We start from the raw sequence: 25165 nt of genomic DNA on the forward strand, positions 1-25165 counted from the left end.
CCGTCGCGTCATCGCGACACTCGCCCAGTACACGCTTTTCTGAAAGGGCGCGACTGACGGCTGATCGGCCGTCGTGGGGGTCTGACGGCCGATCAGCCGTCATGCCGCGCGGGCGGCGACGGGTCAGGGTTCGAGGAGAGCGGTGCATGCCGCATGAGATCCGGCGCGAGGGAAAAAGCCATGCGACCCATGTCCACACCCGCGGCCAGCACTGGAGAATCCCATTCACGTTTCTTTTTACGCACCCTTCCCATCCCTATCGGGTGCATTATTCTGAATCCCGTCCTGTGCTCTCTCGGCGAGCGGGCGGCCCATGTTCCAGCGTGGTTCCACGAGATACGACTCGGCAACCAGGCACATGCAACGGGCCGTCACTCTGGTGGGGGGCGGGGCGCGGGGCGTGGTGGGCCTGGTGGCGATCGCCGCCGCGATCCTCGGGGCCGTTCCGCCGGTCTCCGCCGCGTGGCTGGCGCCCATGCTGGCGATCGATCTCGTGCTGAGCGTGCTGTTCCTGCGGCTGGCCCGGAGCCGGGATCCGCTGCCCTCCTGGCTGGTGGCCAGTGATGCGGCGACCACCACCGTGCTGTGCCTGGCGCAACCTCACCTCGTGGCGGGGGACGCGCTCGAAGGCGGATCGAGCTGGGTCGGGGGGCTGGTCACGGTGACCATCGTGGTCATGGCGACCGTCTGGCGGCCGCGGCTGGCGGTGCCCATCGGCCTGGCGATCGCGGCGGCGTACCTGGTGGGGTTGCGGCTGGCGGCCCCGTACCAGGACGGGATCGGGACGCTCGGGATCCACTTCGTGCAGGTCCTGTCCATCACGGTGCTGATGACGCTGCTGCGCCGCTCCGCCGCCTCGGCGGACGCGTTCCTGCGCGGGAGCGCGCGCGCCGAGATCGCCCTCATGGTCGAGCGGCTGCGCCGCGAGGACGAGCTGAAGCAGGTCGGCAGCATCCATGAGACGTCGCTGCACACGCTGACCATGGTCGGGCTCGGCACCTACGACGAGCCCTCGGCCACGCTGCGCGACCAGGCGGCGGCCGACCTCGCGGCGCTGGAGAAGCTGAGAGACACGCCGCGCGCCGACTCCGCGCCGATCGCCCTGGACGCGCTGCTGGACGAGGTGGCCGGGCGGGCCAGGGGCATCGACGTACGCCGGCGGCTGATCCCGGAGACGGTGCCGGGGGATGTCGCGGAGCGGTTCGCCCGGGCCGTGACCGAGGCGCTGGCGAACGTCGCGCTGCACGCCGGGGTGCGCGAGGCCGAGCTGGTCTCCAGCCGGCGCGACGGCGAGGTCAGGGTGGAGGTCGCCGACCGCGGCGGCGGGTTCGACCTGGCCCGGGTGCCCTCCGACCGGTTCGGCGTGCGCGGTTCGATCCTGGACACGATGCGCACCCTGCCGAACGCCGGCGCCGACATCTCCTCCGGGGCCGCCGGCACCCGGGTGAGCCTGTGGTGGCGGCCATGACCGAGGACATCGAGCAGGTCGCGCAGCGCTATGCCCGCTACACCACGTTCGGCGCGATCGTGATCGCCGTGCTCTGGCACCTCGGCTACGACCTCACGGTCACGATCACCGGCTGGAGCGCCTTCCGCTGGCCGGCGCTCGCCGCCGTGTCCTGGGTCGCCTACAGCGCCATCACCGCGTACACCGGGGTCGTGCTGGTACGCACCCACACCGGCCCGGCCAGGGTACGCGAGCTGGCGATCGCCGTGCTGGCCGTGGACGTCGCCGTGATCGTGGCCTGCCGGCCGCAGGACGTCCTCGGGCCCAGCGACTGGGGCTGGGGCTCGGTGGGCTGGGTCGGCGTCATGCTCTTCTGGAACCGGCCGCGCTGGCGGCGCGAGCTGACCGCGTTCCTGGTCGCGAACACCGGCATCATGCTCGCGGCGATGGCCGTGGCCGGGATGCTCGACCGCGTCGCCATCGCCAAATTCCTGATGGTCATCGTCGGCAGCGCCACCCTCCAGGTGTGCTATATAGCCGGGTGCCACACCCTGCGCGTCCGCGCCGAGGACGCCGTGATGCTGGCCCGCCGGCTCGCCGCCGACGACGCCTGGCGGGTGTCCGCGCGCCGCATCCACGCCGACCGCCTCCGCCGCTACGCCGCCATCCGCGACGTGGCCGAGTCGCTGCTCAAGCAGCTCGCCGACGGGGCCGACCCCGGCGATCCCCGGGTGCGCGAGGACTGCACCGCCGGGGCCATGCGGCTGCGGCGGCTCATCACCGAGCGCGAGGACGTGCCCGACGAGCTCGTGTCGGCGCTGCGTGAGCACATCGACGCCGCCGAGCGGCGTCAGGTCCTCGTGACGGCGCCACCGTTCGGCGGCAACTTCCCCGAACTGCCAGAGGGAGTGCGCGAGGACCTGCTCAAAGGACCGATCGAGGCGCTCGACGGGGCCAGGTCGCGGGCCAGGGTAACGGTGTCCGCGATGTCGACGATGGTGAGTGTGGCCGTCGTCGCCGACAACGACGACCTGACCGTCAGCGCCACCCCGGTACACGAGCCCAGCGGGGTCGTCGTCACCTACCAACGACAAGGAGGGGAGGTATGGGTCAACAGCATCTGGCAGGACCCGTGACAGTGGCGCTGGTGGAGGACCACCAGGTCGTGGTGGACGGGGTCAGATCGTGGTTCTGCCCGCCGTGCCCGGTGGAACTGGTGGTGCAGGGGCCCACCATCGAGTCGGTCCGCGGCACGGCCGCCGACGTGTTGCTGCTGGACCTCAACCTCAACGGCACCATGGTCGTCGACCGGGTCGCCGAGTTGTGCGCGGGCGGGCAGCGGGTGATCGTCTTCTCCGAGCACGAGGAGCCGGAGACCGTACGCGCGGTCCTGGACGCGGGCGCCTCGGCCTTCATCGGCAAGGGCCGGGCCACCCGGGAGACCTGCCTGGAGACGATCATGGAGGTGGCCGCCGACCGGCCGACCGTCACGCCGCCCATGGCCCAGGCCATCGCCACCGACGAGGGACCGCACCGCCCGCAACTCTCCGACAAGGAGCGGGCGGCGCTGCTGTTCTGGTTCCAGTCGATGTCCAAGGCGTCCGTGGCGGCCCGGATGGGCATCAAGGAACGAACGGTCCGGCAGTACATCGACCGGGCCCGGGTGAAGTACGCCGCCGCCGGCCGGCCCGCCCCCACCAAGGAGAAGCTGCTCATCTGCGCCATCCAGGACGGCCTGGTCCAACCGGACGAGGTAACCGTCTACACCTCACGCGCGGCCGCCTCGGAGCCCGATCCCCACTGAGACCGGTGCCGGCCGGCGGGCCCGTCCGGGACCGTGTCAAGGACCCTCCAGGGGTGCGTACGGGCGGTCCCGGAGCGTCAGGGGTGAGGGCGCTGCCGCCGGGCCGCGGGGTGCCGGTGGCAGGATGCGGCACGTCGCTCCCGATCTTGACCTCGATGGCTCCCGATCTTGTGAGGCCGCTGGAGAAAGGGCACCTTCGGTCCGGGGACGGAAGGTTCGTCTCCTGGTCGGCGGGTGGGTGTTTCGGCCGGGGGTTGAAACTTTCAACCCGTGATTCCGGGGTCGGGAAAGCCCTTGCCGCTGCTCAATGCGTACGTCGAGCAGGGCACTCGGAAGAGGGCGCCACGTTGACAGCGAGCCGTCATTTGTCCGGCATTTGTCGCGTCAGATACCGTCGCCGGGCGGGAGCGCTCCCACCTACCGGACCCCGACCGGAACATGGAGACCGCCATGTCGAAAGTCGCACCACACCGCCGGGCGTACCGCGCCCTGGCTCTGCTGCTGTCCACGGCGATGATCTTCGCCCTCCCGCTGTCCGGCAACGCCTCGGCGCACGGCTCGGTCGTCGATCCGGCCTCCCGCAACTACGGCTGCTGGCTGCGCTGGGGCAGCGACTTCCAGAACCCGACCATGCAGCAGCGCGACCCCATGTGCTGGCAGGCCTGGCAGGACAACACCAACGCCATGTGGAACTGGAACGGCCTCTACCGCGACAACGTCGGCGGCAACCACCAGGGCGCGATCCCCAGTGGCCAGCTCTGCAGCGCCGGCCAGACCCAGGACGGCCGCTACCGCTCCATGGACACGCCGGGCGCGTGGACGGCGACGAACCTCGGCAGCACCTTCGACATCCGCCTGACCGACCAGGCTTACCACGGCGCGGACTACATCCGCGTCTACATCACGCGCCAGGGCTACAACGCGACGACCACCCGGCTCGGCTGGAACCACCTGGAGCTGGTCAAGGAGATGCCCAGGTACGCGCCCGCCGGCACGTACATGATCAACGGCATCAGCAAGGGGTCCCGCACCGGCCGGCACGTGGTCTACACGATCTGGAAGGCCTCGCACATGGACCAGACATACTACTTCTGCAGTGACGTGATCTTCAGCTGATCGGCCGGGAGCGGAGGGGCCGGAGGACGATCCTCTCCGGCCCCTTCAGTCGTGCGCGGTGGCAGGTGCGTTGTCGTCCTTCAGTCGTGCGCTGTGGCGGTTGTGAAGCCGCGTCGTGCCCGCGAAATCCGAAAAGTCGGGTTCACGACCGTCCTGTCCGGGTAGTGATCATTTCGCCAAGGTCCTGCCGAGCCGATGGACGTCCATGACATTTCCCACCTTCACCTCGACACAGTCCGAGCCCCGCGCCCGCGGCAAGGAACTGGGCACCCAGTTGCGCCGGCGGATCGTCGCCAACCTCAACGGGTACACCGACCTGTTCACCGCCGCCGGGGCCACGCCCGCGCAGGTGCGCGCCTGGGGCGAACGAGCGCTCGACCGCAGCGCGGCCTGGGCTCCCTGGCTGGCCGAGGAGATCGGCGGGATCGCGGCGGGCGCCGGGCTGGAGCACTGGCAGGTCGCGGTCGTCAACGCGCGTACCGAGATCCTGGCCGCCGCCGACGCGACCGGCGAGGGCGAGTGCTCCACCTCCGTCGTGCTGCCGGGCGGCGGCCGGCCGCCGCGCACGGTGCAGACCTGGGACTGGCACGACCGCCTGCGGGACGCCCCGGTGCTGTGGGAGCTGTCACCCCGCCCCGGTCACGTGGTCCGCACGTTCACCGAGGCCGGCGCGCTGGCCAAGATCGGGGTCAACAGCGCCGGGCTGGGCGTGCACTTCAACATGCTGCACCACGACGCCGACTCCGCCGATCTCGGCGTGCCCGTGCACCTGATCGCCCGCCGGATCCTGGACGAGGCGACCACGGTGGCGGAGGCGGTGGACATCGCCCGTTCGGCCACGGTCTCGGCCTCGACCGTCATCACGGTCGTGACCGCCACGGAGGCGGCGGCGATCGAGATCTCCCCGGCCGGCGTGGCCGTCGTGCCGCCCGGTCCCGACGGTGTCCTGCTGCACTGCAACCACTTCCTGGATCCGGCGCTGGCGGCCGGCGAGCGGCACGCCACCGACCGTCCGAGCACGTACCTCAGGCAGCGGCACCTGCAGGCCAACGTCGAGCACCTCACCGGCGAGGACCTCACCGCGCGGGCCCTGGCCCTGCTCAGCCACGGCCCCGACGAGGCGCCGGTCTGCGCCCACCCGGACCTCACGATGCCGCTCAACCAGCGCTGGGAGACGCTCGCCACGATCGGCCTGGACCTGCCCGCCGGACGGCTGCGCGTGCACCGGGGCGGCCCGTGCCGGGTCACGGAATCCACCTGGCAGACGTTCTGACCTTCGGCGGCAACCGGCCTGAGTCGGTCCACACACTCATCGCAGGCGCGTCCCGGCCGTGGATGCGGGGATTGCGCTCATCTAGCCGGATCCGCCGATCCGATCGGCCAGGCCGGTCACCGCGCCGATGAGCCGCGGGCCGCTGAGCATGGCTAGGTCGTTGTGGCCCGCGCCGGGCACCTCCACGGTCGTCACCTGCCCGCCGGCCGCCGCGGCCACCGCCCTGCTCAGGCCCGGGGGGACGATCGTGTCGCGGGTGCCGTACACGACGACCGTGGGGACCCGGACGGCGGCGATGCTCTCCGCGACCGGGAAGCGATCCCGCAGCAGTGCCCTGACCGGCAGGAACGGGTAGTTGGCCCGGCCCGCGGCGGCGAGGTCGGTGAACGGTGAGCGCAACACCAGTCCGTCCGGCGGGCGGCACGCGTCATCGTCGTCACCCTGCCGACGATACGCACCCCCGCCCGCCCGGAGGAGACCGCCGGGGAGAGATCCGGCCGGTCGGGGTCGGTGGGTGCGGGGGGCGGAAGCTCGCGGCGGGGGTGGGGTTGAGGTCAGAGCCAGCTTGCGCGGAGGTTGGTGGCCGACTCGGCGTCGGGCGGGTCGCTTTCGCCCGCGCGTACGCTGACGAGCAGGCGGCTCACGGTCTCCACGATCTCGGGCGCACGGTCGCGCAGACCGGTCACGTCCGCCGGGGTCACCTCGTCACTCTTGACCCCGGCCTGTTCGAGCACGCCTTCGAGGTCGGCCAGCCGCTCGCCCAGCCACTTCAGCGGGTCGGCGGACAGCCCCTTGTCGAACACCCGCCGCCCCGGTTCCCACCCGTCGATGCCGGGGTGGTGGTGAGTACGGTCGAAGCTGCCTGGCGTGCCGTCGACCGACTCCAGCAGGTCGACCCGCCACACGGGCCGCTCGACGGTGATGGGCCGGGCCGAGTAGATGGATCCCTGCAGCTCGCCGGGTTCGATCAGGCGGAGTTCGAGGCGTACTCCTCGCTCTGCTCCCTCCTGCCCCTTGGAGGGGTTCGGGTCCACGAAGTAGATGTCGCTCACGGCCACGCCGATCCGTTCGAAGCCGAAGAGGTAGAGCACGGGGAACCACTTCCTTCGCAGGTTTGACAGAGGCTCTGTGGGCAACCTACCCGCGCCGGAGCGGTAGATATCCGGCTATCTGATGACAAATGGTCTGATTTCTGGCGGGCACCAGTTCGCCGATGTGCTCCGGCCCGATCGACACCCGCTCCCCACCGCCTCAGCCCGCCCATCCCTTCCGGCACCGCCGATCGCCGTCCGCGAGGAATGATCGACATCGGCCGCGGGCCGTCGTGCTCTTCGGTATCCAGCTCTGACCCGGACGGCGGTCAGCACCGCTGGCCCTGGGGCAGGTGCTCCTCGGCCCAGCGGGCGATCAGGTCGAGGGCCGGCATGAGGGCGAGGCCGCCGGCGGTCAGCTCGTAGGAGACCGTGACCGGCGGTCCGGGGTCCACGGTGCGGGCGATCAGGCCCTCCTTGGTCAGCTCGGACAGCCGGTCCGAGAGGACCGAGTCGCTGACGCCCTCGATCGCCCGTGACAGCTCGCGGAACCCGGCCGGGCCCTGCCGGAGGCTGCCCAGCACGACGCCGCTCCAGCGCTTGCCGAGCACGGCGAAGGCCCGCGTCAACGCGACGTCGCCGCGCTCGCAGGCCTCCACGTCATGTTGTGAAGGGCCTGTCGACATGCCTCCACACTAGCAGAATCACTGTCACTTTGATTTTCCTAGTCAGTAGTATTAGCGTAGCAGCACCTCCATTACTAGCAAGGGAGTTCTTCATGGTCGAGAACGCGGCCGCGCGCCCCAGCGTCGTGGTCCTGGGTGGCGGCTACGGCGGATCCAAGGCCGCCAAGGTGCTGGACGACGTCGCCGACGTGACGCTCGTCGACCCGTCCGACGCCTTCATGCACAACGTCGCCGCCCTGCGGGCCCTGGTGCAGCCCGACTGGCTGGACCAGATCTACCTGCCGTACCGGCGGCTGCTGAACCATGGCCGTTTCCTGCGGGACCGCGCCGTGGCGGTGGACGGCCGCCAGGTGACGCTGGCCTCGGGGCAGCGGCTCGAACCCGACTACCTGATCCTGGCGACGGGCTCGTCCTACCCGTTCCCGGCCAAGAGCGACGTGCCGGACGCCGAGGGGTCCAAGGCCAGGACGCGCGACGCGCACGCGGCCCTGGCGGGGGCGGACCGGGTGCTGCTGGTGGGCGCCGGGCCGGTCGGGCTGGAGCTGGCCGGGGAGATCAAGACGTCCTTCCCGGGCAAGCACGTGATCCTCGCCGACGTCTCGCCCGACATTCTGCCGGGCGCGTACGACCAGGAGCTGCGTGACGAGCTGCGCAGGCAGCTCGGCGAGCTGGGCGTGGAGCTCAAGCTGGGCAGCCCGCTGCGGGAGCTCCCGAGCGCCCCGCCGGCCACCGCCGCGCCGGTCGCCGTGGCCACCGAGGCGGGGGACAAGCTGACGGCCGACATCTGGTTCCGCTGCTTCGGCGTGACGCCGCGCACCGGCTACCTGCGGGGTTCGCTCGCCGGGGCGCTCGACGCGCGCGGCTACGTCCAGGTGGACGAGCACCTGCGGGTCAAGGGCCAGGACCGGGTCTTCGCCATCGGCGACATCGCCGACGCCGACCTCAACATGGCGGGGTTCGCGGGCGCGCAGGGCGAGCTCGTGGCCGCGAACATCCGCGCGCTGATCACCGGGGACGGCGAGCCGGCCGCGTACGAGCGGTGGCCGACCGTCATCCTCGTGCCGCTCGGGCCCGAGGGCGGCGCGGGCCAGCTTCCCGGCCAGGACGGGATCGCGGGCCCGGAGATGGCCGCGGAGATCAAGGGCCGCACGATGCTGGTGGAGCGCAGTGCGGCGCTGTTCGACGCCCCGGACCCCGCCGGAGCGGCCTGACACCCACGGCCGGGCGCGGGCTCGGTGGTGGGAGCACGCCCCCACCACCGAGCCCGTGGGGGCACGTCACCGCCGAACCCGCGCGGCCGATTCCGCCCCATCTCGCGGGACAGCGAGAACAGCGGCACCATCGTCACCGGGCGCCTACAGCGTGGAGGCCCCGTCCTACAGGGCGGGCAGGAAACGCGGAATGGTGGGGCATGCGGGCCTCCCGGTTTTGTCGGTGACGGTCGTAGAACGCCTGCGGGTACATCGCCCGGAAGAGCCGCGAGAGCCAAGCCCTCTTCCGGTGTGTGGCCTGCGGGCATCAGGACAACGCGGACGTGAACGCGGCCAGGAATGTCAGGGACACGGCGGCAGGGCATGCCGCTGCTGCCCGCCGTGGCGGCCGATGACGGCGCGGATCACCCGCTCGGCGTAGGCGCGGAAGATCGGCGAGGTGAAGTTCACCTCCTGGCGGGCGCCCCAGGGGTTCCGGCTGCCGTCGGCCCGCGCCACGGCGAGCTCGGGATGCTTGCGCTGCAGCCACGGCGGGATCGCGTAGGTCGGGGTGCCGAGCAGCACGCCCATGCCGCGCTCCCGCGCTCCGTCCAGCACGGGCGTCAGCCAGTCGAGGTCGAACTCGCCGTCACGCGGCTCCCAGGTGGACCAGACGGACTCGCCGACGCGGATGGTGTCGATCCTGGCCTGGGCCATGAGGTCGCGTTCGAGGTCGGGGGCACGCAGGTGTTCCCAGTAGTAGGCCGTGCCGAAGCGGATGCCGGGTCTGCTCGTCGGGGGCGGTGGCGGCGTCATGGGGGGTCACGTTCTCCCGTGTCGCGACGGACCGGTGCGCGGGTGTCTTCGGACGTTAAAACGTTTTATGGATACATGTTTATTCACCGTCACAGGTCAATGCCCAGGAATGGCTTTGTTGCACTCATGTTTCCCTTGTCACGTAGATCACGTGCAAGTGAGGGATGATGCCCGAAGATCTCCCCGTATAGGGTTAAAACGTTTTGTCTAACCGGAGGTACGTCAGTCCTTGAGGAGCTGCTCGGCCACGCCCACATCCGTGATCAGCGTGTTCACCCACCCCCCGCGCAGCGCGGCCCGGATCGCCGCCGTCTTCCTGCGGCCACCCGCGATGGCGATCCGGCGCGGCACGCGCAGCAGGTCCGCCGCCGGGATGCCGAGGACGCGCTCCTCCAGCGACGACTCGACCAGCCGCCCCTCCGCGTCGAAGAAGCGCAGGCACACGTCACCCACCGCGCCCAGCCCGCGCAACGTCTCCAACTCGTCCTCCGAGATGGCGTTGCCGCTGTCACGCAGCAGCGGCGACGGGTCGAGACTGCCGATCCCCACCAGCACGGTCGTCAGCCGCGACCACGCGTCCACCACCTGGCGCACCACGTGGTCGTCCGACAGCGCCTGCCGCGCCACCGGGCTGCCGACCAGCCCGGGCGCCGGCAGGAAGACGGGCTCGGCGCCGATCAGGTCGGCCAGGTGGGCGGCCAGCCGGGTGGCCTGCACCTGCGCGGACCCCTTGCCCACCCCGCCGATGAGCTGCACGACCTCCTCCGCCACCCGCACCGGGCGCCGCTGCATCGCCTCCACGGTGGCCAGCAGGCTGGCGCTCCACGAGGAGATGCCGAGGTGCTCGCCGCCGATCAGCGTGGCGTCCAGGTAGGTGGCGCCGGCCGAGCCCAGCGCGGCCACGACGTCGTGGTTGTCGCCCGCGGCGTCCACGACGATGATCTGCTCAACGCCGTATTTGCGCTCCAGGTCCTCCTCCAGCACCGCGTGCACGCCGCTCGGCACCACGACGACCGTGCGTACGATGCCGATCTCGGCAGCCTCCTTGAGCAGCCGCGACACCCGCGGCTGCGAGATCCGGAGCTGCGCGGCGATCTGCGGCTGGCGCACGCCGTGCTCATGGTAGAGGCGAGCGACCCGCACCAGGAGCCGCATGCGCTCGGACTCCTGGCTGAGCCGGCGACCGCTGTATCTCAGGGGCTCGCCACCTGAACGGCCCTTCTCGAACTGACTGTCAGCTCCCACGATCGCTGGCCTCCGCTTCGGCTCCGCCGCTCCTGCTGGTCTGATGGCGTGCCCGGGCCACTGCCGAGTGCCAATCCGCAAGCGCGCGGCGACGCTCGCTCGACGAAAGAATCGGAGTGTAGCGCCGACCGTGGCGGGGCAACGTGGACACCTCCCGGCGGGACCATACACCGGCGCTCAACCCGGCCAGTCGCACGGCACCCAGCGCCGACAGCTCCGGCCGCCGCGCCACCCGCGCCGGCCGCCCGGTGATGTCGGCCTGCCACTGCATCAGGTCGGAGTTGGCCGTCGGGCCGCCGTCGGCCAGCAACTCGTCCACGGGTCCCGCCATCCGCTCCAGCGCCGACACGACATCGCCGACCTGCAGTCCGATGGAGTCGACGGCCGCCCGGGCGAGATCCTCCCTGCGGCTGTCGAGGCCGTCAGGAACGTCGCCGCCCCGCACGCGAAGGGATCAGCCCCGAGTTCGCCAGCCCGGCCCCGATGCCGACCATGTCCTGCTCGGCGATGCCGACGTTGACCAGCCGGTCGGGGAACTCCTTGGCGAACCCGGCCAGTTTGCTCGACCCCACCGAGTCGTTGCACACGGCCACGATCCGGCAGTCGGCGCGGGCCAGCCGCAGCAGCTCCGCGGCGAAGGCGTCCCTGCAGTCGTGCGTCTCTTCTGTGATCAACGCAGTTCCTCGAGCGCCATCCGGGCCTGCTCGGCATCCGGCACTTAGTGATGTCATTCCGCCCGGTCCTCCATGAACGACACCCCTCGCCCCTTCACGGTTCTCGCGATCAGGCAGCGCGGGCGGGACGCCTCGCACGGCGTGGTCAGGGCCTCCAGCAGCGCCAGGTGGTCGTGTCCGTCCACCTCGACCGCCTCCCACCCGAACGCCCGCCACTTGTCCGCCAGCGGCTCCAGGTCGTCGAGCTTCAGCAGCCGCAGCAGCAGGTCGATTTCCGCCCGGCTTTCCTCCAGGCTCTGCCTGGTGCGCCGGTTGCCGAAATGCGCGGGCACCAGGCCGCGAATATCCAGGCTCGGGGAGAGCAGGGCGTGCACGATCGCGAATTGGTCGTCGGCCTCGTTTTTGGCGTCGGTGTCGACGATCACTCTGCGTCGGTGGGAAAACGTCCTGCCCGCCATGGCCACTCCCGAGCTGAATATCTATTCAAAAATGTATCTATATTCATATATTAGGTTGTGACCTGTCAAGGTCCCACAGGATCACTGACAGGGCGTGAGGCGAGATGGTGTGGTCGTCGTGCGTGGCGTCCTCCAGCAGGTCCCACCGCCCCCGCTCGGGCCGCCCGCCGGCCATCAGCCGCACCCGGTCGCGCACCGGCGCCTGGTAGACGCGGTGGCTCACGCCGTTGAAGCAACACTCGTCGAAGCGGTTGAGAATCTGTAGCTGGCCCCGGTTCTCGCCGATCGAGGCCATCACGTACATGTCGAGGAAGTCGTCGGAGCTCGCGGCGTAGAAGCCGGGGAACGACGCCTTCGTCTGCTCGAAGTCTCCGATCGTGGGGCTCGGCTTCGGCGAGGCCGGCCGCAGGAAGAACGGCAGCGAGCCCGCCACGGGGTAGCTGCGGGTGACGCGGGGGTCGAGCGCCGAGTAGACGGTGGTCGTCCAGCCGCCCCCGGACAGGCCGATCATCTCGACCGACTTGGGCTGGTAGGCCTGCTGCGCGTAGTTGAGGGTGACGGTGAGCGGCTCCAGGAAGAAGGTCAGCGTGGAGAACTCCGCGCTCTCCCACGGGACCAGCTCGCGGTGCGAGGGCGGGGGCAGCATGGTGCCCGGACTGCTGGGGTCCTCGATGCCCTGGGCGTTCCAGTGGTGGAAGGGCATCGCGTACGCCATGACGCGGTAGCCCCGGTCGAGCAGGGCCTGGGCGGCGCGGATCATGGACTCGGGGGGCTCGCCGTGGCCGTTGTGATAGAGAGCCAGGCGGTGGTTCCAGGGCTTGCGGGGGAGGAGGTCGTACACCTTGGCCGTGACCTGGTACTTGAGCTGGACCGTGAGCAGGTCGATCCGGCGGACACCGGTGAGATCCTTCAGCCCCTCCGGCGCCTCCACCCCCTGCTCGACGGTGGGCAGGGTCTTGGGCAGGGCCGCGCCCTTCCAGATATAGCCGGCCAGGAACTCGCGCCTGGCCTTGATGTCCCCGGCCGAGTTCATGCCGATCAGCGGCTCGATGTCGACGCCGACGACGGCGGACGGGAGCGTCTTGTACTCGGGCCCGAACTTGACCGCCGACTCCTGGTTCACCGGCGCCACGGGCCTGGGCGCCGGCTTACCGCCGTGCCCGGCCGCACCGATTTCGCCGGCTCCGGCGGTCCTCCCGTCTCCGGCCGCCGCCGCGGATGCCGGGCCACCCGCGACGAGCGCCACGCCGATCCCGCCCAGCACACCACCCAGCACGCCGCGCCGACTGGCCCGCGCCCCCGCACCTGCCCCGATGCCCGGGACGCCTTCCATACCCGTCATTCCGCCACCACTCCATTCGTCACCAGCACCACATCCGCGCCCATCACCGCGCGGGTTCTCACCATCACTGCCTCACCGCCACGGTCACCGCCTCTGGCGCGGCCCTCGATGAACGGCCTCAACGGGCGCGGGGGTCGTGTTCGGGGTCCCAGCCACCCAGCACGAACGCCGGATCGCTCCACCGGGCCGCCTCGTCCTCGGTGAGCTGGCGGGAGCACGCGAGCCGCTGCGAGGTGTCGACCGGGTTGCCGTCCAGGTCGGTGTTGCCGTACTCCCAGAAGGACGCCGGCTGGGCCTGGGCGCAGTCGTTCGGATCGATCTGGAAGCCCACCGGCGCGATGTGCGTGTCCATGACCGTGTCGATGTACACCGCCTGGCTGTAGGTGAAGCGCCACGTCGCGCTGCGGTTGAGCATCACCGACCCGTCGGGCACGCCCGGAGCCTTCGTCAGCTTCGTCCGTACGAACACGATGCCCTGCGCAAATCGTTGTTGGGGTACTGGATCACGGTCCGCCCCGCGCCCGCGCCCTTCACGGTGATGTGCGGCCGATCCTCGCGGACGTAGACCATTTCGGTATAGACGCCGGGCTTGACGTCGATCGTCACCGCCGCTGGTTACCGGTCGGCACGGCGTCGATGGCACCCTGCACGGTGCAGAAGTCGCCGTCCCCGGAGGCAGAGACCTTCAGGCGGCTTCCCGCGGGGCGGTGTGGCTGCTTGCGCGTCTTGAACCGCCAAGTCCGGGCATCGCTCACGCCGTCGAAGCCGGTGAAGACGTCGGGGTCGACGGTGACGTAGTAGTCCTGGCCGTGGTCCACTTGCCGGTGCAGGTAGACGTTGGCGCTGTTGCCGTCGATCATGATCGACTCGTGGGACCGGTCGTGCGGCAGCCCCGTGTCGGAGATCGCGCGGCCGATGTTCTTCTTGTCCGTCTTGGCGGTGGCCGCCTCGATGCGATCGGCGAGCGCGCCGTCCGCGCGGCGTATCTCGATCGCCCCCGAGGAGCCGAGCGTCGGCGCCGCTGGGAAAGTGATCTTCAATGGCGCGTCCACGCAGGTCCCGCCGCTCCGCCCCGGCTCGGGTCCGGTTGGGCCTGCCGCCTCACGGCCCGCCCACGCGGGCCTCCCGGTACGGCACCAGCCGGACGGGGCCGATGAGGCCGTAGGCCTGGCGGGTCAGACCGCCGTAAACCGTTGGATCCGCCACTCTGAGCCGGTTGCCGAGTGGGGTGGCGACCTCCACCTCGATGGTGTTGGTGCCGCGCCGAAGGCATGGCCCCACGTCCACGATCGGGTGGAGTTGCTCGATCGGGTCCACGTGGTGGCCGTTGATCCGCACCCGGCAGGTGTCGGTCACCTCACCGAGCTCCAGGTAGGCCCCGTCGTCCCAGTCCGCGCCCAGGTCGATTCGGGTCGTGTACGTACCCACTCCTGAGACGTCCGCCAGGTCGGGAATGTCGCGCCAGGCGGCGAGCCGGTCCAGTGCCAGCTCGTGCACGGCCTTGGACGTCTGTGAAGGGGTGCTGCCCGGTCGCCAGTCCTCCACCCTGAGCCGCCACGACGACAGCTCACGGGGCTCGGGCACGGGGCCGGGGATCGGCGTGGTGAGCGTGCGGCCGTCGGACAAGGTCGTGGTGTAGGTGCCCGCCCGGGCGGCGCGGATCACCAGCCGGCCGCGGCTGTCGAAACGGGGCAGCACCTGCCCGCCCCACGTCGTCACCAGGTTGTTGACCGCGCCGGTGGTGCCCAGGATCGCCGACCAGAGGAAGCCCACCACCAGGGCGCTCAGCACGTGCGGGTAGAACAGCACGATCCGGAAGAACGTGTTGGCCCGCGACGCGCCGTTGACCAGCAGGGCGAAGCCGAGGCCGATCAGGTTCAGCCCGGCGGTGCCGGCCGCCGCGACCAGCAGCGTGACCAGTGCGGCGCGGCGCAGCTCGGGGTCGTCCAGCAGGTCCGCGTAGTTCGCGGGGTCGAGCCCCACCCGCCCGAACAGCTCCGTGTAGTCCCGCACGTGACGGCGCCGCAGCACCTCGTACGGCTTCCCGCCCGCCCGCCGCAGATACCGCCCGGCCACCTCGGCGGGGTCCCCGCTGGCGTCCTTGTAGCTGCGGTAGCTGGTGCCCATGGAGATCAGCAGCGTGACCTCGTCGGCGCCCTCGACGACCAGCGTGCCCCCGTCGGTGCGCACCGTGCCGCCCTTGGCCTCGGCCCGGGCCAGCGCGCGGAAGCGCACCTCGCCCTTCAGCCCCTGGGTGTCGCCGCTGACGCCGTCCAGCGCGATCGTGTCCCGCCCGGCTGCCGCCGTGGTCGTGGCCTGCGGGCTGGTGAAGGCCGCCTGGAACGTTACCGAGCCCGGCTTGTCCGCCGTGTGCCGCACGACGATGACCTGGTCGGGGTTGCTGGCGAACACCTCGCGCGTGTGGCGGACGCCGTCGCGTACGAACGTCACGGTGGTGACCGCCTGCGTCAGGTCCAGCGCGCGGCGGTACTCGGTGAACTCGGCCGATCCGGGATAGGTCAGCGTGAGGTCCCCGAGCACCTGGTACGGGGCCTGCTCGCTGGGCTTGCCGAGGAACTTCTGGTCGGCCAGGTTCTGCGCCGCCTGCCACTCGTCCTCCCAGACCCACTGCCTGATCTGGGGGAGCGCGGCCAGCGCCTCCGGGTTGTCGTGGACGTGCGGCCCGCCGGCCCAGACGCTGTCCTCGTTGAGCTGGAGCCGTTCGGTGGCGACCCCGCCGAACACCATGGCGCCGAGCCGCCCGCATCCCACCGGCAGCGCCTCCAGCCACTCCGCGGCCGGGCGGCCGTACCAGAGGGTAGCGGGTCGCCGCCGGTACGCGCCTGGGCGGGGCCGGCCGTGAGCAGGGTTCCGGCCGCGGCTCCTAAACCGGTCGCGAGCACGCCACGTCGTGTGTAGCCGTCCTTGGTCACCTTTACTCCTCTTCAAGAGCACATTGGGGGGAAAGTCGTGAGAGGGATGGATAATCTGGGACCTCATGAGCCGCATCGACGCCCACCACCACGTCTGGGACCTCGGCCTTCGCGCGCACACCTGGCTGAACCCGGACAAGATGGCGCCCGTCCGCCGCACGTTCACCCTGGACCAGCTCGAAGCCTCCGCCGCCGTGACGGGAGTCACCCAGACCGTGCTGGTCCAGGTGCTCCCGGATCTGGACGAGACGAAGGAGTTCCTGGACCTGGCGGCCGGGTCCGATCTGGTCGCGGGCGTGGTGGGCTGGATCGACCTGACGGCGCCCGACGCCGCCGAGACGCTGGCCGCGCTGCCGGCCGGGCTGGTGGCGATCCGGCACGGGGTGCAGTCCGAGCCCGACCCCGCCTGGCTCGCGCTGCCCGGGGTGCGCCGCGGCCTGGCCGCCGTGGCCGCCGCCGGGCTGGCCTACGACCTGCTGACCCTGCCGCACCAGCTCCCCGCCGCCATCGACACGGCGGCGGCCATGCCCGAGCTGACGTTCGTGCTCGACCACCTGTCCAAGCCGCCGATCGCCGGCGGGAGGCTGGAGCCGTGGCGGCGGCTGATCCGGGACCTGGCCGCCCACCCGAACGTCTACTGCAAGCTGTCCGGCCTGGTCACCGAGGCCGACTGGGCGTCCTGGAAGGTGGCCGACCTGCGGCCCTACGCGGAGATCGCGCTGGAGGCGTTCGGGCCCGAGCGGGTGATGTTCGGCTCCGACTGGCCGGTGTGCCTGCTCGCCGCGGACTACGGGCAGGTCGTCGCGGCGGCGGACGAGCTGTGCGCGGGCCTGTCGGAGAGCGAGCGGGCCGACGTCTTCGCCGGCACCGCGCGCCGCGCGTACGGGTTGTGACAACGCGGCCGGTCACGGGCGCTCGACGCGGAACGTGGTGTGGTAGGTACGCGACTCCTGCGGGCCGAGCCAGATCATGCTCCCGTCCGCCCTGGCCGCCGCGTCGCCCGCCACGTGGTGGGTGGACGGCTCCAGGCCGACCGCGTAGTTGCCCGAGCGCAGGTTCAGCCACTCGAAGAAGTACGGGAACTCGCTCGCCCGCCACTCCACGGTGACCCGCATGCCCAGCCGGTCGTTGACCACCGCCGCCCGGAGGTGGGGACGATCGCCGAGGGGTGTACGACCGCCGGAGTAGAGGCGTTCCCGGTGGGCACTCCGGTGGGTGCAGGGCCGGTTGAGTCCGGGGGGCGATTCTTTGAGGCCGCGCCTCAGGGAATGTGGGAGGCACATCCCATGAGGACGAAGATGAGGGGCGCAGTCATGATGTATCCGGACTTGCAGGGGCGGGTGGCGCTGATCACCGGCGGATCGGGCGGTATCGGCCGGGAGACCGCCAAGGTGCTGGCCGAGCAGGGCATGCGGGTAGCGGTCAACGGCCGTGACCCCATCGCGATCGAGTCCGCCGTACGCGCCATCCAGGGCGCACCGGTCGGTGTGGCCGTCGAGGGGGCGGCGATCGGCACGACGGCCGGGACCGCCGCGATCGGCGTGGCCGCCGACACCACCGACTTCACCGCCATCGAGGCGATGCGGGCGGAGACGGAGCGGCGGCTGGGCCCGGTGGACGTGCTGGCGATCTTCGCGGGCGGCGGCACCGGCCGGCCGCGCCCCATCGACGAGATGGACGAGGAGGACTGGCACGCCACCCTGCACGCCAACCTCACCTCGGCGTTCCTGGTCATCAAGAGCTTCCTGCCGGGCATGCGGCGGCGCGGGCGCGGCTCGATCATCACGATGTCGTCGCTGGCGGCGCGCACCCCGACCCCGGCCTCGGTCGCCTACACCGCCGCCAAAGCCGGCGTCATCGCCATGACCAGGCAACTGGCGCACGAACTCGGGCCGGCCGGGATCCGGGTGAACGCCGTCTCCCCTTCGACGATCATGACGGACCGGCTGGCGGAGCGCATGCCGGCGGAGGCCATGGAGCGCATGCTGGCCGGGCACCCGCTGGGGCGCCTTGGCACGCCCCTCGACGTGGCGAACGTGACCGCCTTCCTGGCCTCCGACACCTCCTCCTGGCTCACCGGGCTGACGATCGACGTCGCGGGCGGCAGGTGGATGTCCTGAGTGTGGCTGTCCGTGGGGAAAGATGATGGGGGTGGATTTTCAGCCGATCAAGCGTCCCCCGCACGCGTTCCAGCAGTCCGTGACCCCGCAGCAGATCCAGGCGGTCTGCCACCGCGTCCTGGGCCCGCGCGCACGCGTGTCATCGGCGGTGGAGCTGGGGCTGGGCATGTACAACAGCACCTACCGCGTCACTGTCGCGGGCCGGGAGCGGCCGGTGGTGGTGCGGTTCGCGCCGGAGCCGGGCCGCCAGTTCGTCTCCGAGCGGGAGATGATGCGCAACGAGTACGCCACGGTGCCGCACCTCGCGGTGATCGCCCCGCTGATGCCGCGGGTGATCGCGGCCGACTGGTCGCACGACCTGATCGGCCGGGACTACCTGGTGCAGACCCTGCTCGACGGCGTTCCCGCCCCCGACGGGTTGCGCCACTACCCGCGTCCGGCCTGGGCGTCCTTCTACCGCCGGATCGGGGAGATCGCCAGGACGGTCCACGGCGTGCGCGGCCCGGGGTTCGGCCCCGTCGCCGGACCCACGTACGGCACGTGGAGCCGGGCCGTGATCGCGTCCCTGCACGACATCTCCTCGGACGTCGAGAGCGTCGGCCTGGACGCCGCCGACCTGCGCACGGCCGCCGCGCTGGCCGCCGAGCACAGTGCCGTGCTGGACGAGATCACCGAACCCCGCCTGCTCACCGGTGACCTGTGGACCGTCAACGTCATGATCGCCGACGGCGCACCCGAGCCGACCGTCACCGGGGTACTCGACTTCGACCGCACGTTGTGGGGCGACCCGTGGGCCGACTGGCCCATCCGGCTGGCTGCGGCCAAGCAGGACGAGCGGGTGGCGTTCTGGGAGGCGTACGGCGAGCCGGACCGTGGCCCGGCAGCGAGCCGGCGGTCGTCGCTGTACGAAGTCCGGCACCTCGGAGCCGTCCGGCTGGAGCTGCACCGCCACGGCAGGGAGGACGGCGTCCGGGACTCCTATGCCAAGGTGGCCGCCAAGCTCGCCGAGCTGACGTGACTCACGTCATACCCGCGATCGAGAGCATGACATCTATCACGAATCAACCGATTTTGTCCGGATCCTGTGACAAAGACACGCGCCGAGCGCCCTGAGAACGGCCGGTTGATCAGTTGTTTGTGCAGGTCAGCAGGGTTGGGTCGAGGGCGGGCGATGATCCGGTCGCGTCGTTGTGAGTGATCTGACCGTTATGTTGCCCGGTTTCTGACTGTTACTTTTTTACCTATATTCTGCGCCCTGAACGCCATCTCAGCTTCGTGTGGATTTCATGCCTGAGATGGGGTTTTCGTTGCGGGGCCGTCTCTCCTACCGGAAGTTCGCGTCCCCTGTCAGCGCGAACGGAGAGTAATGGGCAAGTACCTGCTTCGCAGGTTGGCAATAAATGTGATCTTGGTAGCCATGGCGGCGAGTCTCGCGTACATGCTCGCGGCCACCACCATGAACCCGCGCGCCGCCTACGAAGGCCGTCAGCCACCTGTTCCCGAGGAAGTCATCGACGCGACCCTGAACGCGTACAACCTGAACGACAAGGTTCCCGTCATCCAGCGCTACGCGACCTGGGCCAAGGGCGTCATCACTGGCGACTTCGGCAAGACGTGGAACGGCGGTTCGGTGAACGCGGAGGCAGGGCGGCGGATCATGGTCAGCCTTCGGCTGATGCTCATCGGCACTCTGCTCGGCTTTGCCGTCGGGGTGGCGGTCGGGGCGTGGTCCGCGGTGCGGCAATACAAGCTCAGTGACCGGTTAACGGGAGTTCTCTCGTTCGTGATCATGGCGATTCCGGTGTTCGTGCTGGCCACGCTGCTGGCGATCGCCACGTACAACCTGAACCAAGGGCTCGGGCACACGCTGGTCGAGTACACCGGCGAGTACAACCCCAAGTTGACGGGCTTGGAGCAGTTCTTCAACCGGCTGAACCACCTGATCCTGCCGACGATCTCGCTCAGCCTCGGCCTGATCTCGTACTACAGCCGCATCCAGCGCAACATGATGCTCGATGTGTTGAACCAGGACTTCGTCCGCACCGCGATGGCCAAGGGCCTGCGGCGCAGGACGGCGCTCATCAAGCACGCGCTGCGCACCGCGCTGATCCCGGTCGCCACGTACTTCGCCTTCGCGTTCGGCACGATGTTCACCGGAGCGATCTTCACCGAGAGCATCTTCTCCTGGCACGGCATGGGCGCCTGGCTGGTCGATTCGATCCATCAGAACGACGTCAACTCCGTCGCCGCGGTGACCTTCTTCACCGCTGTCTGTGTCCTGGGTGCCGCTTTCCTGTCGGACCTGCTGGTGGCGGCCCTCGATCCTCGGGTGCGGGTGAGCTGACATGCGTTCGAAAGTCGTTCTCCGGCGGTTGATCCGCAACAAGCAGGCCCGCTACGGATTCATCGCCCTGATCCTGCTGGTGCTGCTGGCCTACGTCGGCCCGTACTTCGGCAACTACGACTGGACGGACAAGGACTTCCTTGCCTTCATGTCGGCCCCGGACGCCGACCACTGGTGGGGCACCACCTCGATCGGCCAGGACATGTACGCCATCACGCTGCGTGGCATGCAGAAGTCCATCGTCATCGGCCTGCTGGTGGCGGTGATCTCCACTGGCCTGGCCGCCATCGTGGGGGCGTTCGCCGGCTATTTCGGCGGCTGGGTGGACAAGATCCTCATGTGGGGCGTGGACCTGCTGCTGGTCCTACCCAGCTTCCTGATCATCTCGATCATCTCGCCGCAGCTCAGCAGGGGCGCCTCCTGGCTCTGGTTCGTGGTGTTGCTGGCCGCGTTCTCCTGGATGATCACCTCCCGGGTGGTCCGCAGCATGACACTCGCGATCCGTGAACGCGAGTACGTCCTGGCCGCGGTCTACATGGGCATCCCGCGCTGGAAGATCATCTTCCGGCACATCGTGCCCAACCTGTCGTCGTTGCTGATCATTGACGCCACGCTCAACGTCTCCACCGCCATCATCGGCGAGGCGGCGCTGTCCTTCTTCGGCTTCGGAATCCAGCCACCCGACGTCTCGCTCGGCACGCTCATCGCGGACGGCTCGCGCAATGCCACCGGCTATCCATGGCTGTTCGTCTTCCCGGCCGGCCTCCTGGTCGCCCTGGTGCTCAGCGTGAACCTGATCGGCGACGGCCTGCGTGACGCACTCGACCCGGGGAGCAACTCGTGAGCATCTTGGAGGTCAGCGACCTCACCGTCACCTTCCCCGGCGGCATCCAGGCCGTACGCGGCGTCAGCTATGAGGTCGAGCGTGGTGAGGTCCTCGGCATCGTGGGCGAGTCCGGCTCGGGCAAGTCCGTGACGTCGCTGGCGGTCATGGGCCTGCTGCCGCCCAAGGCCGAGGTCAGCGGCTCTGTCAAGCTGCACGGCCGCGAGCTGCTCGGCATGGACGAAGACGAACTGATCAAGATACGCGGCAAGTCGATCAGCATGATCTTCCAGGATCCGCTGTCGGCCTTCACCCCGGTCTTCACCATCGGCGACCAGATCGCCGAGGCGGTGCGTGTGCACCAGAAGGTGGCCAAGGACAAGGCCGCCAAGCGCGCCGTGGAGCTGCTCGACCTGGTCGGCATCCCGAACCCGAACCTGCGGGCCAAGGCGTTCCCGCACGAGTTCTCCGGCGGCATGCGGCAGCGCGCGATGATCGCCATGGCCATCGCCAACGACCCCGACCTGCTCATCTGCGACGAGCCGACCACCGCGCTCGACGTGACCATCCAGGCGCAGGTGCTGGAGGTGCTCAAGACCGCGCAGCAGGAGACGGGCGCCGGGATCGTGATGATCACCCACGACCTGGGCGTCATCGCGGGCATGGCCGACCGGGTGCTGGTCATGTACGCGGGCAAGCCCGTCGAGCAGGGGCCGGTGGACGACATCTACTACCGGCCGCGCATGCCGTACACGATGGGGTTGCTCGCTTCCATCCCCAGGGTCGACGGCGAGGAGGGGCCGCTCGTGCCCATCGAGGGCAACCCGCCCTCCCCCGCGGCGCTGCCGCCCGGGTGCCCGTTCGCGCCACGCTGCCCGATGAAGGTGGACATGTGCGACGACGAGGAGCCGGCGCTGACCGCGTTCTCGGGCGGGCGCCACGTGGCCTGCATACGCGCGCACGAGATCGAGCACAAGGGCCTGACCGGGGCCGATGTATTCCCGGTGCCGGTCATCCCACCGAACGACGTCGTACGTGTGCCGCGTGCCGAGCGTGCCACCGTGCTGGAGCTCGATGACATGATCCGGCACTACCCGCTGATGAAGGGCGCGGTCTTCAAGCGCCGGGTCGGCACCGTGTACGCGGTCGACGGCATCACGCTGGACATCGCCGAGGGCGAGACGCTGGCCCTGGTCGGCGAGTCCGGCTGCGGCAAGACCACCACGTTGCAGCAGATCATGCAGCTCCAGCCGCCGCAGGGCGGGCGCGTCGTGGTGCTCGGCAAGGACAGCGCCAAGCTGGACCGGGCGGGACGCCAGGCGCTCCGCCGCGACCTGCAGATCGTCTTCCAGGACCCGATGGCCGCGCTCGACCCGCGCATGCCGGTCGGCGACATCATCGCTGAGCCGCTGCGCGCCCATGGCGGAAAGGACGCGCGGGGCAAGGTCGCGGAGCTGCTGGAGCTCGTCGGCCTGGCGCCGGAGCATGCGGAGCGTTATCCACAGCAGTTCTCCGGCGGCCAGCGGCAGCGCATCGGCATCGCCCGAGCGCTCGCTCTGGAGCCGAAGCTGCTGGTGCTGGACGAGCCGGTCTCCGCGCTCGACGTCTCCATCCAGGCCGGTGTGATCAACCTGCTGGAGGAGCTGAAGAACAGGCTGGGGTTGTCGTACCTGTTCGTGGCGCACGACCTGGCGGTGGTCAGGCACCTGGCCGACCGCGTGGCCGTCATGTACCTCGGCAGGATCGCCGAGGTCGGCACGGTCGAGAACGTCTACGACCACCCGGCCCACCCCTACACGCAGGCGCTGCTGTCAGCGATCCCGCTGCCGGATCCCGAGCTGGAACGCACTCGTAAGCGCATCCTGCTCGAAGGCGACCTGCCCAGCCCGGCGGACCCGCCCTCGGGCTGCCGGTTCCGCACCCGTTGTCCGAAGTTCGCCCTCCTCAGCGAGGCCGAGCGGCGGCGGTGTGCGGATGAAGAACCCTCGGTTGCTCGGCTCGCGAACGCCGTGGACCACGGCGCCGCCTGCCACTACGCGGAGGAGATCGAGGTCATTACGGCCTCGGACGATCAGGAGGAAAAGTGAAGGTTCGTTACCGGGCAGCCGCGGGTATCGCGGTCCTGGCCCTGGCTCTCGCGGCCTGTGGCGGAGGTGGCGGCGAAGCCAAGAAGCCGAGCGCCGAGCAGTCGCAGCAGGCCCAGCAGCAGATGTCCGAGACTCCGGCCATCGACATCAACGCCGTCCCGTACGAGCAGGTCAAGGACGGTGGCACACTTACGCTGGCGATCGGGCAGTGGCCCACTCAGTGGAACCTTTACCACGTCGACGGCAACCAGGCTGACACGGCGACCATGATGGACCCGATCATGCCGCAGCTCCTGATGGCCGATGAGAACGCCGCCTTCACCCCGAACAAGGACTACGTCACCGACATCAAGAACGAGACGGTCGACGGCAAGCAGGTCGTGACCTACACGATCAACGACAAGGCCACGTGGTCGGACGGCACGCCGATCACATGGAAGGACCTCGAGGTCGCGTGGAAGACCCAGAGCGGCAAGGAGAAGGGCTACAAGCCCGCCTCCACGGACGGCTGGAAGCAGATCGACTCGGTCAAGAAGGGTGACACGGACAAGGTGGCCGTGATCACCTTTACCACGCCGTACCCCGAATGGCAGGGCCTGTTCAACCGGGGCACCTCTCCCCTCATGCCGGCCAAGTACGTCGAGTCCACCGACGGGTTCGACAACGGGATGAACCAGAAGATCCCTGCGACCGCCGGCCCCTTCAAGGTGGAGTCCATCGATGAGGGCACCAAGACGCTCACGCTCGTGCGTGACGACAAGTGGTGGGGCAGGAAGGCCAAGCTCGACAAGATCATCTTTCGGGCCATCGGCGACCCGAACGCCGAGGTCAACGCCTACGCCAACGGCGAGCTGGACGCCGCCTACATCGAGTCGGGCAACCCGGCCGGCCTGCAGCGGGCCAAGGCGGTCCCGGACACGCAGATCCGTAAGGCGCTCAGCCCGAACTGGCGGCACATCACGGTCAACAACCAGAGCCCGAACCTGAAGGACAAGTCGGTCCGGCAGGCCGTTCAATACGCGATCAACCGTGACGTGATCACCCAGTCCGACCTGAAGGACATGGAGTGGCCGCTGCAGACGCTCGGCAACCACATCTTCATGAACAACCACAAGTCCTACGTCGACAACTCCGGCGACCTCGGCAAGTACAACCTGGACAAGGCCAAGCAGATGCTGGACGCGGCCGGTTGGAAGCAGGAGGGCGAGTACCGCAAGAAGGACGGCAAGGAGTTCGATCTGAACTTCGTGATCCCGTCGGACACCCCCGTCGCGAAGACGGAGGGTGAGCTCGTCCAGGCCATGCTCAAGGAAGCCGGGATCAAGCTCACGATCCGTCCTGTCCCCCTCGACAAGTTCTTCAACGACTTCATCATCAAGGGCGACTTCGATCTGGTGCCCTTCTCATGGATCGGCACGCCGACGCCGGTCGGTTTCCTCGCCCAGGCCTTCAAGACCGGCTCCGAGAGCAACTTCCCGAAGCTCAGCGACCCGAAGATCGACGCCGCCATCGACGCCGCCGTGGCCGAGACCGACCCGACCAAGGCCGCCGAGCTGGCGAACGCCGCGGACAAGCTGATCTGGGACGTGGTGCACACCATCCCGCTGTACCAGCGCCCCGACATCTGGGCGTGCAAGAAGACGCTCGCCAACTACGGTGCGCGCGGCTACAAGTACTACGACTACACCGAGGTCGGCTTCACCGGCTGATCTCCCGATCATGGTGAACCCCCGGCCGGTGCTCCGGCCGGGGGTTTCCTCTTTCACTGAGGGCCGC

General features: G+C 69.7%; 28 protein-coding genes. 14 read left to right on the forward strand and 14 right to left on the reverse strand.

Annotated elements, in window-relative coordinates:
* Nucleotides 1-358: 358 nt before the first annotated feature.
* From ABGB18_RS07350 to ABGB18_RS07370, 5 genes are all read left to right on the forward strand, one after another.
* A complete protein-coding gene (locus ABGB18_RS07350; RefSeq protein ID WP_347694599.1) occupies nucleotides 359-1468 on the forward strand; it encodes a hypothetical protein in 1110 nt (369 codons plus the stop codon).
* On the forward strand, nucleotides 1465-2583 hold the full coding sequence (locus ABGB18_RS07355) for a hypothetical protein (RefSeq protein ID WP_347694600.1): 1119 nt from the start codon (nucleotides 1465-1467) through the stop codon (nucleotides 2581-2583). Before ABGB18_RS07350 ends, ABGB18_RS07355 begins: the two co-directional genes overlap by 4 nt.
* On the forward strand, nucleotides 2553-3251 hold the full coding sequence (locus tag ABGB18_RS07360; RefSeq protein ID WP_347694601.1) for a response regulator: 699 nt from the start codon (nucleotides 2553-2555) through the stop codon (nucleotides 3249-3251). The genes ABGB18_RS07355 and ABGB18_RS07360 overlap by 31 nt, the downstream gene beginning before the upstream one ends.
* A gap of 450 nt (nucleotides 3252-3701) precedes the next feature.
* Nucleotides 3702-4367 (forward strand): lytic polysaccharide monooxygenase, encoded by a 666-nt coding sequence (locus ABGB18_RS07365; protein WP_347694602.1) that lies wholly within the window; start codon nucleotides 3702-3704, stop codon nucleotides 4365-4367.
* Nucleotides 4368-4572: 205 nt separating this feature from the next.
* Entirely contained in the window at nucleotides 4573-5640 is a 1068-nt protein-coding gene (locus tag ABGB18_RS07370) for a C45 family peptidase (RefSeq protein WP_347694603.1), read from the forward strand.
* An 81-nt stretch (nucleotides 5641-5721) separates the two neighbouring features.
* On the opposite strand, the gene ABGB18_RS07375 is transcribed toward ABGB18_RS07370, so the two are convergent.
* The 3 genes from ABGB18_RS07375 to ABGB18_RS07385 form a co-directional block, all read right to left on the reverse strand.
* Nucleotides 5722-6039 carry an alpha/beta hydrolase gene (locus ABGB18_RS07375; RefSeq protein ID WP_347694604.1) on the reverse strand — a complete coding sequence of 106 codons (318 nt, stop codon included), beginning with the start codon at nucleotides 6037-6039 and terminating at the stop codon, nucleotides 5722-5724.
* A gap of 155 nt (nucleotides 6040-6194) precedes the next feature.
* Nucleotides 6195-6731, reverse strand: coding sequence for a hypothetical protein (locus ABGB18_RS07380; protein ID WP_347694605.1), 537 nt, complete (start codon nucleotides 6729-6731; stop codon nucleotides 6195-6197).
* A 269-nt stretch (nucleotides 6732-7000) separates the two neighbouring features.
* Nucleotides 7001-7357 (reverse strand): helix-turn-helix domain-containing protein, encoded by a 357-nt coding sequence (locus ABGB18_RS07385; RefSeq protein WP_347694606.1) that lies wholly within the window; start codon nucleotides 7355-7357, stop codon nucleotides 7001-7003.
* Nucleotides 7358-7449: 92 nt separating this feature from the next.
* On the opposite strand from ABGB18_RS07385, the gene ABGB18_RS07390 reads away from it, so the two are divergent.
* Together ABGB18_RS07390 and ABGB18_RS07395 are read left to right on the forward strand one after the other, a co-directional pair.
* The gene (locus ABGB18_RS07390) at nucleotides 7450-8568 is read left to right on the forward strand and encodes an FAD-dependent oxidoreductase (RefSeq protein WP_347694607.1); all 1119 of its coding nucleotides are present in this window, start codon (nucleotides 7450-7452) and stop codon (nucleotides 8566-8568) included.
* A 251-nt stretch (nucleotides 8569-8819) separates the two neighbouring features.
* Complete coding sequence (locus tag ABGB18_RS07395) at nucleotides 8820-8963, forward strand: zinc ribbon domain-containing protein (protein ID WP_347694886.1); 144 nt, start codon at nucleotides 8820-8822, stop codon at nucleotides 8961-8963.
* On the opposite strand, the gene ABGB18_RS07400 is transcribed toward ABGB18_RS07395, so the two are convergent.
* The 10 genes from ABGB18_RS07400 to ABGB18_RS07445 form a co-directional block, all read right to left on the reverse strand.
* Nucleotides 8911-9363, reverse strand: coding sequence for a beta-galactosidase (locus tag ABGB18_RS07400; protein ID WP_347694608.1), 453 nt, complete (start codon nucleotides 9361-9363; stop codon nucleotides 8911-8913). The genes ABGB18_RS07395 and ABGB18_RS07400 overlap by 53 nt on opposite strands.
* Before the next feature lie 222 nt (nucleotides 9364-9585).
* The gene (locus ABGB18_RS07405; protein WP_347694609.1) at nucleotides 9586-10608 is read right to left on the reverse strand and encodes a sugar-binding transcriptional regulator; all 1023 of its coding nucleotides are present in this window, start codon (nucleotides 10606-10608) and stop codon (nucleotides 9586-9588) included.
* The gene (locus ABGB18_RS07410; protein WP_347694610.1) at nucleotides 10598-11053 is read right to left on the reverse strand and encodes an FGGY-family carbohydrate kinase; all 456 of its coding nucleotides are present in this window, start codon (nucleotides 11051-11053) and stop codon (nucleotides 10598-10600) included. The genes ABGB18_RS07405 and ABGB18_RS07410 overlap by 11 nt, the downstream gene beginning before the upstream one ends.
* Nucleotides 11031-11282, reverse strand: a complete 252-nt coding sequence (locus ABGB18_RS07415) for a hypothetical protein (protein ID WP_347694611.1) — start codon at nucleotides 11280-11282, stop codon at nucleotides 11031-11033. Before ABGB18_RS07415 ends, ABGB18_RS07410 begins: the two co-directional genes overlap by 23 nt.
* A gap of 53 nt (nucleotides 11283-11335) precedes the next feature.
* Nucleotides 11336-11707, reverse strand: coding sequence for a hypothetical protein (locus tag ABGB18_RS07420; protein ID WP_347694612.1), 372 nt, complete (start codon nucleotides 11705-11707; stop codon nucleotides 11336-11338).
* Between the two features lie 76 nt (nucleotides 11708-11783).
* The gene (locus ABGB18_RS07425; RefSeq protein WP_347694613.1) at nucleotides 11784-13082 is read right to left on the reverse strand and encodes a hypothetical protein; all 1299 of its coding nucleotides are present in this window, start codon (nucleotides 13080-13082) and stop codon (nucleotides 11784-11786) included.
* A 118-nt stretch (nucleotides 13083-13200) separates the two neighbouring features.
* On the reverse strand, nucleotides 13201-13551 hold the full coding sequence (locus ABGB18_RS07430; RefSeq protein WP_347694614.1) for a hypothetical protein: 351 nt from the start codon (nucleotides 13549-13551) through the stop codon (nucleotides 13201-13203).
* Nucleotides 13530-13688 (reverse strand): hypothetical protein, encoded by a 159-nt coding sequence (locus ABGB18_RS07435; RefSeq protein WP_347694615.1) that lies wholly within the window; start codon nucleotides 13686-13688, stop codon nucleotides 13530-13532. Before ABGB18_RS07435 ends, ABGB18_RS07430 begins: the two co-directional genes overlap by 22 nt.
* Nucleotides 13685-14122 carry a hypothetical protein gene (locus tag ABGB18_RS07440; protein ID WP_347694616.1) on the reverse strand — a complete coding sequence of 146 codons (438 nt, stop codon included), beginning with the start codon at nucleotides 14120-14122 and terminating at the stop codon, nucleotides 13685-13687. Before ABGB18_RS07440 ends, ABGB18_RS07435 begins: the two co-directional genes overlap by 4 nt.
* 61 nt (nucleotides 14123-14183) lie before the next feature.
* A complete protein-coding gene (locus tag ABGB18_RS07445; protein WP_347694617.1) occupies nucleotides 14184-16091 on the reverse strand; it encodes a glycoside hydrolase N-terminal domain-containing protein in 1908 nt (635 codons plus the stop codon).
* Here ABGB18_RS07445 and ABGB18_RS07450 point away from each other — a divergent pair.
* Nucleotides 16081-16908, forward strand: a complete 828-nt coding sequence (locus ABGB18_RS07450) for an amidohydrolase family protein (RefSeq protein ID WP_347694618.1) — start codon at nucleotides 16081-16083, stop codon at nucleotides 16906-16908. The genes ABGB18_RS07445 and ABGB18_RS07450 overlap by 11 nt on opposite strands.
* A 12-nt stretch (nucleotides 16909-16920) precedes the next feature.
* On the opposite strand, the gene ABGB18_RS07455 is transcribed toward ABGB18_RS07450, so the two are convergent.
* A complete protein-coding gene (locus ABGB18_RS07455; protein WP_347694619.1) occupies nucleotides 16921-17151 on the reverse strand; it encodes a DUF4432 family protein in 231 nt (76 codons plus the stop codon).
* Between the two features lie 177 nt (nucleotides 17152-17328).
* Here ABGB18_RS07455 and ABGB18_RS07460 point away from each other — a divergent pair, with 177 nt between their 5' ends.
* From ABGB18_RS07460 to ABGB18_RS07485, 6 genes are all read left to right on the forward strand, one after another.
* The gene (locus tag ABGB18_RS07460) at nucleotides 17329-18135 is read left to right on the forward strand and encodes an SDR family NAD(P)-dependent oxidoreductase (protein WP_347694620.1); all 807 of its coding nucleotides are present in this window, start codon (nucleotides 17329-17331) and stop codon (nucleotides 18133-18135) included.
* 25 nt (nucleotides 18136-18160) lie between these two features.
* Entirely contained in the window at nucleotides 18161-19153 is a 993-nt protein-coding gene (locus ABGB18_RS07465; protein WP_347694887.1) for an aminoglycoside phosphotransferase family protein, read from the forward strand.
* 348 nt (nucleotides 19154-19501) lie between these two features.
* Nucleotides 19502-20479 (forward strand): ABC transporter permease, encoded by a 978-nt coding sequence (locus tag ABGB18_RS07470; protein WP_347694621.1) that lies wholly within the window; start codon nucleotides 19502-19504, stop codon nucleotides 20477-20479.
* A 1-nt stretch (nucleotide 20480) separates the two neighbouring features.
* Nucleotides 20481-21323: an ABC transporter permease gene (locus ABGB18_RS07475; RefSeq protein ID WP_347694622.1), complete on the forward strand. Its 843-nt coding sequence runs from the start codon at nucleotides 20481-20483 to the stop codon at nucleotides 21321-21323.
* Complete coding sequence (locus ABGB18_RS07480) at nucleotides 21320-23389, forward strand: ABC transporter ATP-binding protein (protein ID WP_347694623.1); 2070 nt, start codon at nucleotides 21320-21322, stop codon at nucleotides 23387-23389. Before ABGB18_RS07475 ends, ABGB18_RS07480 begins: the two co-directional genes overlap by 4 nt.
* Nucleotides 23386-25098, forward strand: coding sequence for an ABC transporter family substrate-binding protein (locus ABGB18_RS07485; RefSeq protein ID WP_347694624.1), 1713 nt, complete (start codon nucleotides 23386-23388; stop codon nucleotides 25096-25098). Before ABGB18_RS07480 ends, ABGB18_RS07485 begins: the two co-directional genes overlap by 4 nt.
* The last annotated feature ends 67 nt before the right edge of the window (nucleotides 25099-25165 follow it).

The sequence above is a fragment of the Nonomuraea sp. B12E4 genome (assembly GCF_039871825.1).
GTDB lineage: Bacteria > Actinomycetota > Actinomycetes > Streptosporangiales > Streptosporangiaceae > Nonomuraea.